Consider the following 13,786-nt stretch of genomic DNA (forward strand, 5'->3'; position numbering starts at 1 on the left):
TTGCTTCGATCAAGGTACGAAGCATTCGCGCACAGGGTGCGCTCCTGCGGCGCCTCAAGCTGCGGCGCGCCGCGCCTCCTGCGGCGCCATGCCGGTCCAGCGCTTGAACGCGCGGCGGAACTCGCGCGGGTCGCTGTAGCCGACCTCGCCACCGATCTCGGCCACGCTCAGCGCACCGGCCTGCAGCAGCTGCAGCGCGCGCTCGGCGCGCACGCGGTCGTGGATCTCGCGGAACACGCGGCCACTCTCGGTGAGTCGCCGGCGCAGCGAACGCTCGCTGAGGTTGAGCGTGCGTGCCACGTCGGTGAGCGTGGGTTGCTGGCGCAACCGGCTGCGCAGCAGGCGTTCCACCGCGGCGACGATTTCCTGGTGCGGCTCGCCGCCGTCCGCGGTGCGCTGCTGCGCGCACAGCGCCAGCGCCTGCTGCGCGGTGAGCGGGTTGTAGCCTGGCAACGGATGGGCCAGCCAGCGCGTTTCGATCAGCAAGCGGCAACGCGGCGCGTCGAAGCGCAGCTCGCAGCCGAACAGTTGTGCATACTCGTCGGCATGCTGCGGACGCGGGTAGGCCAGTTCCACGCGCAGCGGGCGCAACCCGGCGCCAACCAGCTCGCGCGCGATCATTGTCGAGCTGGCGAACAACTCCTCGCAGAAGAACGGCAGCAGGCTGGCGTCGTCGAACAGCGGCAGCGCGACCATCGCCACGGCGTGCTCGTCGACCGCTTCGAAGGAGAGATCGAGCAGGCAGCCGCAGATCTTGTGGTGGGCGATGCCGGCCAGCATCGCCTCGCCGAAGGTGCGCGAGGTCATCATCGCCAGGCCCAGCAGGCCGAAGCCGCCGATGCTGCCTTCGCGGCCGATGCGCAGACCCGCGTCGCCAACACCTGCGGCCGCCAGCGCGACAAGCGCGCGATGCACGAACAGGCTGGCCTGACGATAGGAGACGCGCAGCGCGGGGTCGGCGATCTGCGCGCGGTTGAGTCCCAGCCCGGCAAACCACGACCGGCTGTCCACGCCGCAGCCATCCGCCAGCTGCACCAGGTAGAGCAGCTTGTTGGTGGGGAATTCCGCCGCGGTATAGCGCGGATCTTCCGTCGCCGGCGTGGCGTGTGCGTGGGAATGGAAGCCGATCATGCCGGCAGGGCGTGCCATGGTGCCGATGCTCCGACGCAGGCAGGCCGAAAGCGGCCTGCAGTCCGGACTTTCTAGCACGCCTGCGCCGCCGGCTGCTTGTGCATTGCGCAAGCAGCCGGCCGAAACGTCGCCTTCCGGTCAGTCACCAGTAGGCGCAGGGCTCAGCGCAAGCCGCCGCTGGCGTAGAGCTTCTCGCCGGTCAGCCAGCCGGCATCGTCGGAGGCCAGGAAGACGGCGATGGACGCGATGTCCTGCGGCTGGCCGATGCGGCCCAGCGGCGTCTCAGCCGCGGCATGGGTGTGGAAGTCGGAGCCGATGAAGCCGGCGCTGTGGGTGCCCTCCGTTTCCACCAGTCCCGGGTTCAGCGCGTTGACGCGGATGCCGCGCGGGCCCAGTTCGCGGGCGAGCGCGCCGGTGATGCCCTCCACCGCAGACTTGGTGGCGGTGTATACCGCCGAGGCCGGCGGCGTGATGCGGCTGACCAGCGAGCCGATGTTGATGATGCTGCCGCCTTGGCCGAGGTGCTTCGCCGCGGCCTGCGTGGTCAGCAGCAGGCCCAGCACGTTGACGTCGAACTGCTTGCGGTAATGCTCTTCGGTGATCGCCTCGATCGGCGCGAACTCGTAGACGCCCGAGTTGTTGACCAGGATGTCGAGGCCGCCGAAATGTTCGACCGTCCGGGCGACGATGGACTGCGCCTCGGCGGCGTCGGCGACGCTGCCCTGCACGGCGAACGCCTTGCCGCCGGCCTCGGTGATCTCGGCCACCACGGCGTCGGCGCCGGCCTTGCTGGACGCGTAGTTCACCGCGACGGCGGCGCCTTCGGCGGCGAGCGCCTTGGCGATGGCCGCGCCGATGCCCTTGGATGCGCCCGTGACGAGGGCGGTCTTGCCTTGCAGCTTGTTCATGAGTGGATTCCTGCGGGTGCGGGGTGGGTGACGGGTTCGTTGATGCCGTAGTTCAAGATATACGAACTATGGAACAATCGTCAAGGGGCGACTAGAATGCCGTCATGCGCCCACTGTTCCATCCCTCGATCGACGACGTCACCGTGGAGGGCATCCTCCACGCGCTGTCCGACCCCGTGCGTGCGTCCATCTACGCCAGGCTGGCGGGGCTGGACTGCGCCGCGACCTGCACCGCGTTGCAGCAGGCCGGCGACCGCACCATTCCCAAATCCTCGTTGTCGCAGCACTTCCGCGTCCTGCGCGAGGCGGGCCTGGTCCGCAGCGAGCGTGCCGGCGTGGAAATGCACAACACCACGCGTTGCGCGGAGATCGAGCAGCGCTTCCCCGGCCTGATTCCCGCCATTCTCAACGCGCACCGCGTGCAGGCGGCGGATGCGCTGCCTTCCCGTACGCCGGGCCGCAGGACGGCGACGGCTGTCGTCAGGAAGAAGGCAAAAGGGCGCTGAAGCTCGGCTTCCAGTCCCCGCAGGCCATGCCGGGACGCGTAATCGAGTCTCAGCTCTCGCGACGGAAATCTTCGAAAAAGGCGTGGTCGATCTCGTAGACCGTCTTCGGTTTCAAGCCGATCAGCTTGTCCTGGAACAGCTCCGCCAATCGCTCGCCGTCGATCAGCTCGATCGGCACCACGCCATCGCGCGTGGCCTCGGCCTCGGCATCCGCAGTGAAGCGACCGGTGGTGATGAACACGCCCTTCTCGGCGCGGCCGAGCAGGGCATTGCGGAACTCGCCCACCGCGCTGCGCGCGACCACGTCCTTGTAGCGCTTGGCCTGGAACGCCACGCGCAGACTGACGAAGGGACTCAGTCGCAGCAGGCCGTAGCCGTCGATGCCTCCGTCACGCGAGCGCTGGGTGACCTCGACTTCCTCGAACCCGTGTTCGCGAAGCAGGCGGCCGCAGATCAGTTCAAAGCCGTAGGGCGGCAGGGATTTGAGTACATCGAGTAGGCCGAGATCCTGTGACTCCTCGGGTGGCTCGGTGTCGGTCAGTTCGGGCTCAACGCGAGGCTCCACGCTTGCGTGCTGCTTGCGTTCGGTCTGCTGAACCTTTACCCGGTCGAGGAAGATGATCCGTGAGGCGTCTTCGTCGAGGTGGGTCTTCCAACCCAGCGGACTCAGAGTCCAGATGCCGCGCCTGCTGTCGTCCAGCAAGCCTTGCCATACCAGGTACTGGCGCGCCCACTGCACCTGGTTGTGGAAGCGATTGGCGCCGGACTTGATGATGGCGTCGGTGATCTCGGGCGGGAGACGCAACTCGCGCGCGATCCAGCGGGAGACCTCCTGCGGCTTCGCCGAGCCGCCAAGTGCGCGCAGGCAATCAAGCAAGGGCCCCATCCAGCGGGTGAATTCAGCCTGCCCTTTTTTTTGTCTCGCCATGCCAACGCTCCGTGCAATGGCATGCAACGTACTCGCAGCATCCGTAGCGTGGCAATGCCGAAGAGCTTCCCCCTCACCCCAACCCTCTCCCCCAAGCGAAGCTTGGGGGAGAGGGAGAAGGGTGCGAGGCTTTCCCGAATCCCGAATCCCGAATCCCGAATCCCGAATCCCGAATCCCGAATCCCGGTTCTTACTCGCCGATCGTCAGCAGCGACGCGTTGCCGCCGGCCGCGGTGGTGTTGATGGTGAGCGTGCGCTCGCCGGCGAAGCGCAGCAGGTAGTGCGGGCCGCCGGCCTTGGGGCCGGTGCCGGAGAGGCTCTCGCCGCCGAACGGCTGCACGCCGACCACGGCGCCGATCTGGTTGCGGTTGACGTAGCAGTTGCCGACGCGGGCGTGGCTGCGGATGTATTCCACGGTGTCGTCGATGCGGCTGTGCACGCCCAGCGTGAGGCCGTAGCCGGTGGCGTTGATCTGCTCGACCACCTGGGCCAGCTCGCTGCCCTTCCAGCGCAGCACGTGCAGCACCGGGCCGAACACTTCGCGGGTGAGCGTGGAGAGCGCGGGGATCTCGTAGGCGCGCGGCGCGAAGAAGGTGCCGTGGGCGGCCACGTCCGAGTCGAGCTTGGCCTCGGCAATCTTCTTGGCCTCCTTGTCCATGCGCGCGGCGTGGTCGACCAGGATCTGCTTCGCGTCCTCGTCGATCACCGGGCCCACGTCGGTGCTGAGCTGGCCGGGGTCGCCGACCTTCAGCTCGGCCATCGCGCCGGCGAGCATGCCGATCACCTTGTCGGCGATGTCCTCCTGCACGAACAGCACGCGCGCGGCGGAGCAGCGCTGGCCGGCGGACTGGAAGGCGGAGGCGATCACGTCCTTGACGATCTGCTCGGGCAGGGCGGAGGAGTCGGCGATCATCGCGTTCTGGCCGCCGGTCTCGGCGATCAGTGCGGCGATCGGCGCGTTGCGCGCGGCCAGCGCGCGGTTGATCGCCCAGGCGGTTTCGGTGGAGCCGGTGAAGGCCACGCCGGCGACGCGCGGATCGCGAGTGAGCGCGGCGCCGACGGTGGCGCCGTCGCCCGGCAGGTACTGCAGCACGGCCGCGGGCACGCCGGCTTCGTGCAGCAGCTTCACCGCGGCATGGCCGATCAGGCTGGTCTGCTCGGCGGGCTTGGCGATCACGCTGTTGCCGGCGGCGAGCGCGGCGCTGACCTGGCCGAGGAAGATCGCCAGCGGGAAGTTCCACGGACTGATGCAGACGAACACGCCGCGGCCGTTGAGGAACAGCTGGTTGCTCTCGCCGGTGGGGCCGGGCAACTGCTCGGGCTGGCCGAACAGGCGACGCGCCATGGTGGCGTAGTAGCGCAGGAAGTCGGCCGCTTCGCGGACTTCCGCGATCGCGTCGGGCACGCTCTTGCCGGCCTCGCGCACGCACAGCGCGAGGAACTCGCCGCGGCGCGCTTCGAGCTGGTCGGCCGCATGTTCGAGGATCGCGGCGCGGCTGGCGGCGGGCAGGCGGTCCCAGTCGGGCTGGGCGGCCACGGCGTTGGCCAGCGCCTTGTCCACCAGCACGGCGTCGGCGCCGACGTAGCTGCCGACGACCTGGCGGCGGTCGGCGGGGTTGGTCACGGTGACGATCGCGGCTGAAGCCGCTCCTGCGGCGCCCGGCACCAGCGGCGCGGCCGTCCACGGGCCGGCCTTGGCGTTGACGGCTTCGGCGGCGGCCTTCAGTTCGTTGTCGTTGGAGAAGTTGATGCCCATGGAATTCTTCCGCAGTTCGCCAAATAGATTCACCGGCAAGGGGATGCGCGGGTGGGGGATGGAGGCGAAGCGGCGCACCGTTTCGCAGGGGTCGGCCACCAGTTCGCGCACCGGCAGGGTCTCGTCCACCACGCGGTTGACGAAGCTGGTGTTGGCGCCGTTTTCCAGCAGGCGACGCACCAGATAGGGCAGCAGGTCTTCGTGCGTGCCCACCGGCGCGTAGACGCGGCAGGGCACGTTCAACTTGTCCGCGCCGATCACTTCGGCGTACAGGTCGGTGCCCATGCCGTGCAGGCGCTGGAACTCGAACGGGCGGCCGCGCGCGATGTGATGCACGGCGGCGATCGAGTGCGCGTTGTGGGTGGCAAACTGCGGGTAGATCAGCTCGCTGCCGGCGTCGAACAGCTTGCGCGCGCAGGCGAGGTAGGACACGTCGGTGTTCGGCTTGCGCGTGTACAGCGGGTAGCCGGCCAGGCCCTGTTCCTGGGCGCGCTTGATCTCGGCGTCCCAGTAGGCGCCCTTCACCAGGCGCACGTACCAGCGACGATTTGCCGCACGTGCGGTCTCGATCAGCCAGTCGATCACGAACGGGGTGCGCTTGGAGTAGGCCTGCACCACGATGCCGAGGCCGTTCCAGCCGGCCAGCGAGGGGTGGGCGAACACGTCGCCGATGATGTCCAGCGACAGTTCCAGGCGGTCGGCTTCCTCGGCGTCGACGGAGAGCGCGATGCCTTGCTTCATCGCCAGCTGGGAGAGCTCCAGCAGCTTGGCAGTGAGGTCGCGGCGGGCGATCTCGCGCTTGGCCACCTCGTAGCGCGGATGCAGCGCGGACAGCTTCACCGAGATCGAGGGTGCGTCGGTGTGGTTGGCGAACGGGCCGCGCGCGCCGATGCGGGCGATCGCGCGGCGGTAGTCTTCCTGGTAGCGCTCGGCGGTCTCGGCGGTGAGCGCGGACTCGCCCAGCATGTCGTAGGAATAGCGGTACACCGCGTATTCCTTCTTCGCGCAGCGGTCCAGTGCCTCGTCGATGGTCTGCCCCATCACGAACTGGTGGCCCATGATGCGCATGGCCTGGCGCACGGCGAGGCGGATCGCCGGCTCGCCGGCGCGACCGGCCAGGCGCTTCAGCGCGCCGGTGAAGTCACGGCGGGTTTCCTCGGCCAGGTTCACCAGATGCCCGGTGAGCATCAGGCCCCAGGTCGAGGCATTGACGAACAGCGACTCGCTCTGGCCCAGGTGCTTCTTCCAGTCCGCATCGCCCAGCTTGTCGCGGATCAGCTTGTCGGCAGTGGCCTTGTCCGGGATGCGCAGCAGCGCTTCCGCCACGCACATCAGCAGCACGCCTTCCTCGGAGGAAAGGTCGTACTGGCGCATGAAGGATTCGACCGCGCTCTGGTCTTTCGCGCGCGCACGCACTCGAGTGACCAGGCCGGCGGCGACGTCGATCACCTGCTCGCGCTCGGCGGGCGGCAAGCTGGCCTGGGCAAGCAGGTCGTTGACCGCTTCGGTCTCGTCGCGCAGCCACGCGGCGGTGATGCGCGCGCGGGCAGGCTCGGCGCCGGCGGGGAGTTCGGGGCTGAGGATGGCTTGGGTCACGGCGGGTCGATGTGATGGGGAGGGCAAACGGGAACGCGCGATTGTACGCCCAGCGCCGCCGCGCCGCCGCAACTTGCGGCCCTGGCGCAAGGTACGCGGAGGTATGTCGTGCATGCCCGGCAGAGTGACTCGGCTCAAGTCCCTGCGGCATTCTTGCCCCTTGCGCACTTGCGACCTATCATCGAAGCGCTCTTGGCACGCCGGATCTCCATGATCGTGCTACGACCAGCCGCCGCCGGCTTGCCTCGCGTGACGATATGGCTCAGGCCGAATCGCACGCTCAGTCGGCGCGGCCTGCGTCGGCTCATCATGCTTCTGGTGGCGCTGGCGCTGACGACCGCCGTCCTGGGTGCGTGGCAGGGGAATGTGTTCGCTCCGCTGTTCGCCCTGGTCGAGTCGTCTGCCGTGGCTGTCGCCTTGTGCGTGGCCTGGCGGGCCGGCGACCGCAGCGAGCGCATCACCCTCGACGACACGTCGCTGGAGGTGCAATCGTTGCCGGGCCGACAACGCGTGCGTTTCCAGCTTTACTGGATGCGCGTGCGGATGGACGAGGGGGAAAGCGGATGTCGCCGCCTGCTGCTGTCTTCGCACGGGCGCGAGCTGGAAATCGGCGGGTTCCTGGCCGAACAGGAACGTGTCGAGCTGTTGCGGAAACTCAAGGTGCTGCTGGAAGAGGTCAACGACCAGTCGCGCGGATAGGTTCAACAAAGGGCGAGAGCATGACATCTGGCAGCATCAGGACTGACGGGACCGGGCCGGACGGACATCGAATCCGTGACGGCCGATCCAGCCGCGGCGGGATGGCCGGCATCAGGCGCGCCGTGGTGGCGTCGACGGCCATCGTGCTGGCGCTGTGCGCCGGGCTCGCGCAGGCCGATCCCCATCCATGGCAGCTCAACATGGGGCGTGGCGCGACCACCTGGTCGGGCGAGCCGTATTTCCTCAACAACGTCGCGCTCGGTGTGTGCGTGGTGATCGGCGTGCTGGTGTTCGGCGCGATGTTCATCGCCATGTTCCGCTTCCGCAAGTCGCGCGGCGCGGTGGCCGAGAAGTGGTCGCACAACACCATGGTGGAGATCATCTGGACCACGATCCCGGTGATCATCCTGATGACGCTGGCATGGCTGGCCACCGACGGCATGCGCACGTTCTACGACACCACCGGCTCGCAGATGACGGTGAAGGTCACCGGCTACCAGTGGAAGTGGCGCTACGACTACGTCGACTACCTCGGCAAGCCGGTCAGCAAGGTCGGCTACATGTCCAAGCTCGACGCGCTCTCCGACAAGACCCGCCAGCTGGATTCGGGCTTGGATCCGTACGCGGTGAAGACCGGCGACGAGAACACCTACCTGCTGAACGTGGACAAGCCGTTGGTGCTGCCGATCCACACCAAGATCCGCTTCGTGATCACCAGCGAGGACGTGATCCACTCGTGGTGGATGCCGTCGTTCGGCTGGAAGATGGACGCGATTCCGGGAATCATCAATTCGGCGTGGACCAACATCAACGCGGCCGGCACCTACCGCGGGCAGTGCGCCGAACTGTGCGGCCAGGATCACGGCTTCATGCCGATCGTGGTGAAGGCCGTGTCGAAGGAGGACTTCGCCAAGTGGCTGGCCGCGCAGGAGCAGGCGAATGCGCCGGCTCCCGCCGCACCGGCCGCGGCCGCCACTGCCGCCGCGCCGGCCACTGCGCAGGTTGTGGCCCCCGACGCCGGCGGGCACGGCTGACGCCACGCAGCGAGCGGGCCGCCACGGCCGCGAGGATCCGGATCGCAGCCGCCCGCGGCTGCGCCCACGACAGAACATCAGGTAGAGGTGCAAGGCCATGGCCCACGAAGCCACCCACGATCAGCACGACGACCACCACCACGCGCCGCAGGGTTTCTTCCAGCGCTGGGTGATGTCCACCAACCACAAGGACATCGGCACGCTGTACCTGATCTTCTCGCTGACGATGTTCTTCATCGGCGGCAGCTTCGCGATGGTGATCCGCGCCGAGCTGTTCAAGCCCGGCCTGCAGCTGGTGCAGCCGTACTTCTTCAACGAGATGACCACCATGCATGCGCTGGTGATGATCTTCGGCGCGATCATGCCGGCCTTCGTGGGCCTCGGTAACTGGATGATCCCGATGATGGTCGGCGCGCCGGACATGGCGCTGCCGCGCATGAACAACCTGTCGTTCTGGATCCTGCCGTTCGCGTTCGCGCTGCTGCTGTCCACGCTGTTCCTCCCCGGCGGCAGCCAGGCCGGCGGCTGGACGATGTATCCGCCGCTGTCGCTGCAGAGTTCGTCGCTGGCTTACACCGTGTTCGCGATCCATCTGATGGGCATCAGCTCGATCATGGGCGCGATCAACATCATCGCCACCATCCTCAACATGCGCGCGCCGGGCATGGATCTCCTGAAAATGCCGGTGTTCGTGTGGAGCTGGCTGATCACCGCGTTCCTGCTGATCGCGGTAATGCCGGTGCTGGCCGGCGCGGTGACCATGCTGCTCACCGACAAGTACTTCGGCACCAGCTTCTTCAACCCGCACGGCGGTGGCGATCCCGTCTTGTACCAGCACGTGTTCTGGTTCTTCGGGCATCCCGAGGTGTACATCATGATCCTGCCGGCGTTCGGGATCATCTCGGAAGTGATCCCGACGTTCTCGCGCAAGCCGATCTTCGGTTACAAGGCGATGGTGTTCGCGATTGCCTCGATCGCCTTCCTGTCGTTCATCGTGTGGGCGCACCACATGTTCGCGGTCGGCCTGCCGATGGGGGCCGAGATCTTCTTCATGTACGCGACGATGCTGATTGCGGTACCCACCGGCGTGAAGGTGTTCAACTGGGTGGCCACGATGTGGGGCGGCTCGTTGTCGTTCGAGACGCCGATGCTGTTCGCGATCGCGTTCGTGATCCTGTTCACCATCGGCGGCTTCTCCGGCCTGATGCTGGCGCTGGTGCCGGCCGACTTCCAGTACCACGACACCTACTTCGTGGTGGCGCACTTCCATTACGTGCTGGTGACCGGCGCAGCGTTCGCGATCATGTCGGCCACTTACTACTGGATGCCGAAGTGGACCGGCCACATGTACAACGAGTTCTGGGGCAAGGTGCACTTCTGGTGCTCGGTGGTGTTCGTGAACGTGCTGTTCTTCCCGCAGCACTTCCTGGGACTGGCCGGCATGCCGCGCCGCATCCCCGACTACAACGTGGCGTTCGCCGACTTCAACATGATCAGCTCGATCGGCGGCTTCCTGTTCGGCGCCTCGCAGCTGATCTTCCTGGGCGTGATCGTGCACTGCGCGTTCTTCTCGAAGAAGAAGGCCACCGACCGCGTGTGGGAAGGTGCGCGCGGCCTGGAGTGGACGCTGTCCTCGCCGCCGCCGCACCACAGCTTCACGGTGCCGCCGGTGGTGCACGACGAGGAACTGGCGCACGGCCACGTGAACGACTGACCATCATCCCGCCGCCGCGGCCGCAGGGCCGCGACGGCGCCAGCGGGGACAGCAGCGCATGACATCGAGTCGCATGACATCAGGCCGCATGACATCCGGCATCGTCGACAACCGGTTCGGGAAGGACCGCTTCGAGCAGGGGCGTCGCCGCGGCGTGCGCCGCACCGTGACGGTGCTGGCGATCGTGGTCGGCGCGTTCTATCTGCTGTCGTTCGCGCAGATCCTGCTGATGAAATAGGCGCAGCGCCATACCGGATTCCACGGACGGCGAAGGCAGGTCGTCCGGCAGATATCCGGCCACGGCATCACCGGGCCGGGTCACCAGAGCAACGCCACGGGGTCAAACCATGGGTCAGCAGCACGACATCTACTACGTACCGAGCAAGAGCCAGTGGCCGATCGTCGCCGCGGTGGTCATGTTCCTCACCGTGTTCGGCGCCGCGCACTGGCTGAATGCGGAGCCCGGTGAGGCCGGCTTCGGCAAGACGGTGATCACGATCGGCGCGATCGGCGTCCTCGGCATGTTCTTCGGCTGGTTCCATTCGGTGATCAAGGAATCGCTGGCCGGCATGTACAACCCCCAGGTGGACACCTCGTTCCGCATGGGCATGATGTGGTTCATCTTCTCCGAGGTGATGTTCTTCGGCGCGTTCTTCGGCGCGCTGTTCTACATCCGCGCGTTCTCGGTGCCGTGGCTGGGCGGTCACGGCCACGGCGTGCTTACCCACCAGTTTCTCTACGACACCTACAGCGGTGCGTGGGGCGCGGCCGGCGGCAACGGCCCGCTGCACATCGGCGGCGCCTTCAGCACCGTGCCGCCGTGGGGGCTGCCGCTGCTGAACACCCTGATCCTGCTCACCTCCAGCGTCACCGTGACGATCGCGCACCATGCGCTGCGTGGCGGCCACCGCGGCCGGATCCTGCTGTTCCTCGGCCTTACCGTGCTGCTGGGCGCAAGCTTCCTGTTCTTCCAGGCGCACGAGTACATGGAGGCGTACAAGGAGCTGAACCTCACGCTGCACAGCGGCGTCTACGGTTCCACCTTCTTCATGCTCACCGGCTTCCACGGCCTGCACGTGACCCTGGGCACGATCATGCTGGCGGTGATCTGGCTGCGCGTGCTGAAGGGGCACTTCAGCAAGGATCACCACTTCGGCTTCGAGGCGGTGGCGTGGTACTGGCACTTCGTCGACGTGGTCTGGCTGTGCCTGTTCCTGTTCGTCTACATCCTGTAATCGCGAGAACGGCGGTTCTGATTCCCACGAGTCAGCACGGCTGAACCTTGCGCCGGGTCAGGCGCGCTTGTCGACGGCATGGAGAGTGCGATGGAAAGCCGTTCGTCGCGATGGATGTGGCTCGGCGCCTGCGCGTGGTTCGCCTGCGTCGGCGTGGTGCATGCCGACGGGTGCAAGCTGGCCAAGTACGGCACCTTGCCCGTGCAGATGGTCGGCGAACGGGCCACCACGCAGGTCAAGGTGAACGGTGTCGACACGTCGTTCATTCTCGACACAGGCGCGTTCTTCAACTTCATGTCGCGCGCCGAAGCCGGGGCATTGAAGCTTCCGCTTTCACCCCCGCCCTACGACATGCGTATGCGCGGCATTGGCGGCTCGAGCGACGTGAAGGTCGCCCGGGTCAACGACTTCGGCATGCTCGACACGGTGTTCCACAACGTCCTGTTTCTGGCGGGTGGCTCGGATGCGGGACGCGGGGCGCTGGGCGCCAACATGCTCGACTCCGCGGACTTGGAGCTTGATCTGGCGCATGGCAAGGTAACGCTGTTCCAGCCCGATGGTTGCCAAAAATCGGCGCTGGCCTACTGGTCGACGGGCCGCAATTACCAAGTCGCCGATCTGCATGCCGGCTACGGCAACGGGAGCGATCGGCGCAGTTTTGTCGACGTCACGATCAACGGCAGGAATTTCCGTGCCTTGCTGGACAGCGGCGCCACAGCCACGTTGATCGACCGCCGCGCCGCTGAACGTGCGGGCATCGATCTCGACGAGTCCGGGGTCAAGGCGGGCCCCCGCATTCACGGCATCGGCGACAAGAGCGATCAAACCTGGATCGTGCCGGTCGACAAGTTTTCGGTGGGAACCGAAACGATCCAGCACAGCCAGATGCTGGTGATGGACGGCAGGATCGGCGACGGCTCGACCGACATCCTGCTGGGCGTCGATTTCATGTTGGCCCATCACATCTACATCGCCAACAGTCAGAAGAAGATGTACTTCACCTACAACGGCGGCCGCGTGTTTTCGTTGGATACCGCGTCGATCGGAACCAACGAGCCGGCCGCCGCCGCGGCGAAGGACGCCGGCGACGAACCCAGGGCGGCGGCCGATTACGCGTTGCGCGGCCAGGCGCGCCTGGCGCGCGGCGAACTAGCCAATGCGCGCTCCGACCTGGATGCGGCCATCCGGCTCGACCCGAACAACGCCAACGATTACCTGATCCGCGCCCGCGACCTGGCCGCGAGCAAGCAGCCCGATGCGGCCTTGGCCGACCTGGACAAGGCGATCCAGCTCGATCCGAAGAACTTCGACGCCTTGCTGATGCGCGCCCGCATGCGGCATGCGAAAAAGGATTTGGCAGGCGCTGCGGCGGACGTCGCGGCGGCGCGTCCGCTCGCGCCGTCCGGTTCGATGCAGTCCTTTGCCATCGCCCAACTCTACGTTGCCATCGGACAGCCGGCCGAGGCGCTGCCGTTGCTGGACGACTGGATTCGCATGCATCGCGACGATGCGACGCTCGGCAACGCACTCAACGCACGCTGCTGGGGGCGTGCATTGGCCAATCAGTCGTTGAAGGGCGCGCTGCACGATTGCCGTGAGGCGATCAAACGCGACGGTGATCGTCCGGCGTATCTGGACAGCCTCGGGCTCGTGTACCTGCGCATGGGCAACGACGCCGAGGCTATCCAGGCCTACCAGCTGGCGCTGGTCCATTTGCCCAAATCGGCATGGACGCACTATGGCCTGGGGTTGGCGGAGGCGCACAGCGGAAAGGCCGGCGCCGGCGAAGCCGAAATTGCCGTCGCACGCGCGCTCGACAAGACCATCGATGCACAGGTCGCCAGGTACGGCCTGCTTTCGGCGGGCGCGCCGGCAGCGACCTCCTCAGCGGGTGCGCCGCCCGCAAAATAGTGTGCCGCGCCAGACTTGCGCCAGCACGCACGCGGCTCCCGCGTCGCGATGACAACGTGCGCGCTGACGACCGGTTTTCATCGTCGTAGCGAACCGGCTGCCATGCCAGCAGCTACAATCACTGGCCGACGTCGTGCGGCTGCAGCCAGCCCATCCAGATGCCGAACACGACCATGCCGATCAGCAGCAGCGACAGCGCGATGCGGCGGGTCAGCGCCCAGGCCATGCGCTTGTCGTTGTCCTTGTCGGTCATCATGTAGTACAGCGCCTGGGCGAGGCTGAAGATCACCACCAGCAGCAACACCACCACCGCGTATTTGTAGATGGGGCCCACGTGATTGATCCGGTCGAATGGGGTGCAGGGAGTA

General features: G+C 66.8%; 12 protein-coding genes. 7 read left to right on the forward strand and 5 right to left on the reverse strand.

Annotation, left to right across the window (positions count from 1 at the left end):
• Positions 1-54 precede the first annotated feature (54 nt).
• Positions 55-1,149 carry an AraC family transcriptional regulator gene (locus B0E52_RS08015; RefSeq protein ID WP_077483298.1) on the reverse strand — a complete coding sequence of 365 codons (1,095 nt, stop codon included), beginning with the start codon at positions 1,147-1,149 and terminating at the stop codon, positions 55-57.
• A 143-nt stretch (positions 1,150-1,292) separates the two neighbouring features.
• Positions 1,293-2,039 (reverse strand): glucose 1-dehydrogenase, encoded by a 747-nt coding sequence (locus tag B0E52_RS08020; protein ID WP_077483299.1) that lies wholly within the window; start codon positions 2,037-2,039, stop codon positions 1,293-1,295.
• A gap of 104 nt (positions 2,040-2,143) precedes the next feature.
• Here B0E52_RS08020 and B0E52_RS08025 point away from each other — a divergent pair, with 104 nt between their 5' ends.
• A complete protein-coding gene (locus tag B0E52_RS08025; protein ID WP_077483300.1) occupies positions 2,144-2,545 on the forward strand; it encodes a helix-turn-helix domain-containing protein in 402 nt (133 codons plus the stop codon).
• Positions 2,546-2,594: 49 nt separating this feature from the next.
• On the opposite strand, the gene B0E52_RS08030 is transcribed toward B0E52_RS08025, so the two are convergent.
• Positions 2,595-3,500, reverse strand: a complete 906-nt coding sequence (locus tag B0E52_RS08030; protein WP_254426740.1) for a restriction endonuclease — start codon at positions 3,498-3,500, stop codon at positions 2,595-2,597.
• Positions 3,501-3,663: 163 nt separating this feature from the next.
• Positions 3,664-6,825 carry a bifunctional proline dehydrogenase/L-glutamate gamma-semialdehyde dehydrogenase PutA gene (gene putA / locus B0E52_RS08035; RefSeq protein WP_077483302.1) on the reverse strand — a complete coding sequence of 1,054 codons (3,162 nt, stop codon included), beginning with the start codon at positions 6,823-6,825 and terminating at the stop codon, positions 3,664-3,666.
• A 210-nt stretch (positions 6,826-7,035) separates the two neighbouring features.
• Between putA and B0E52_RS08040 the strand changes: the two genes are divergently transcribed.
• The 6 genes from B0E52_RS08040 (at position 7,036) to B0E52_RS08060 (ending at position 13,418) form a co-directional block, all read left to right on the forward strand.
• Positions 7,036-7,524 (forward strand): DUF2244 domain-containing protein, encoded by a 489-nt coding sequence (locus tag B0E52_RS08040; protein WP_174575547.1) that lies wholly within the window; start codon positions 7,036-7,038, stop codon positions 7,522-7,524.
• 101 nt (positions 7,525-7,625) lie between these two features.
• Positions 7,626-8,558: a cytochrome c oxidase subunit II gene (gene coxB, locus B0E52_RS08045; RefSeq protein WP_139351620.1), complete on the forward strand. Its 933-nt coding sequence runs from the start codon at positions 7,626-7,628 to the stop codon at positions 8,556-8,558.
• Positions 8,559-8,655: 97 nt separating this feature from the next.
• A complete protein-coding gene (gene ctaD / locus B0E52_RS08050) occupies positions 8,656-10,272 on the forward strand; it encodes a cytochrome c oxidase subunit I (protein WP_077483304.1) in 1,617 nt (538 codons plus the stop codon).
• A 73-nt stretch (positions 10,273-10,345) separates the two neighbouring features.
• Positions 10,346-10,510 (forward strand): hypothetical protein, encoded by a 165-nt coding sequence (locus tag B0E52_RS18535; protein ID WP_168174156.1) that lies wholly within the window; start codon positions 10,346-10,348, stop codon positions 10,508-10,510.
• Between the two features lie 109 nt (positions 10,511-10,619).
• On the forward strand, positions 10,620-11,507 hold the full coding sequence (locus B0E52_RS08055) for a cytochrome c oxidase subunit 3 (RefSeq protein WP_077483305.1): 888 nt from the start codon (positions 10,620-10,622) through the stop codon (positions 11,505-11,507).
• Positions 11,508-11,597: 90 nt separating this feature from the next.
• Entirely contained in the window at positions 11,598-13,418 is a 1,821-nt protein-coding gene (locus B0E52_RS08060) for an aspartyl protease family protein (RefSeq protein WP_254426741.1), read from the forward strand.
• 118 nt (positions 13,419-13,536) lie between these two features.
• Here B0E52_RS08060 and B0E52_RS08065 read toward each other — a convergent pair whose 3' ends face one another.
• On the reverse strand, positions 13,537-13,752 hold the full coding sequence (locus B0E52_RS08065; protein ID WP_139351621.1) for a twin transmembrane helix small protein: 216 nt from the start codon (positions 13,750-13,752) through the stop codon (positions 13,537-13,539).
• Positions 13,753-13,786 lie beyond the last annotated feature (34 nt).

The organism is Rhodanobacter sp. C06 (genome assembly GCF_002001105.1).
GTDB lineage: Bacteria > Pseudomonadota > Gammaproteobacteria > Xanthomonadales > Rhodanobacteraceae > Rhodanobacter_A.

Coding starts and splice junctions, on each gene's coding strand:
- B0E52_RS08040 (WP_174575547.1), top strand. CDS start 7,036: ATGATCGTGCTACGACCAGCCGCCGCCGGCTTGCCTCGCGTGACGATA.
- B0E52_RS08055 (WP_077483305.1), top strand. CDS start 10,620: ATGGGTCAGCAGCACGACATCTACTACGTACCGAGCAAGAGCCAGTGG.
- B0E52_RS08020 (WP_077483299.1), bottom strand. CDS start 2,039: ATGAACAAGCTGCAAGGCAAGACCGCCCTCGTCACGGGCGCATCCAAG.
- B0E52_RS08025 (WP_077483300.1), top strand. CDS start 2,144: ATGCGCCCACTGTTCCATCCCTCGATCGACGACGTCACCGTGGAGGGC.
- B0E52_RS18535 (WP_168174156.1), top strand. CDS start 10,346: ATGACATCAGGCCGCATGACATCCGGCATCGTCGACAACCGGTTCGGG.
- B0E52_RS08060 (WP_254426741.1), top strand. CDS start 11,598: ATGGAAAGCCGTTCGTCGCGATGGATGTGGCTCGGCGCCTGCGCGTGG.
- coxB (WP_139351620.1), top strand. CDS start 7,626: ATGGCCGGCATCAGGCGCGCCGTGGTGGCGTCGACGGCCATCGTGCTG.
- ctaD (WP_077483304.1), top strand. CDS start 8,656: ATGGCCCACGAAGCCACCCACGATCAGCACGACGACCACCACCACGCG.
- B0E52_RS08015 (WP_077483298.1), bottom strand. CDS start 1,149: ATGGCACGCCCTGCCGGCATGATCGGCTTCCATTCCCACGCACACGCC.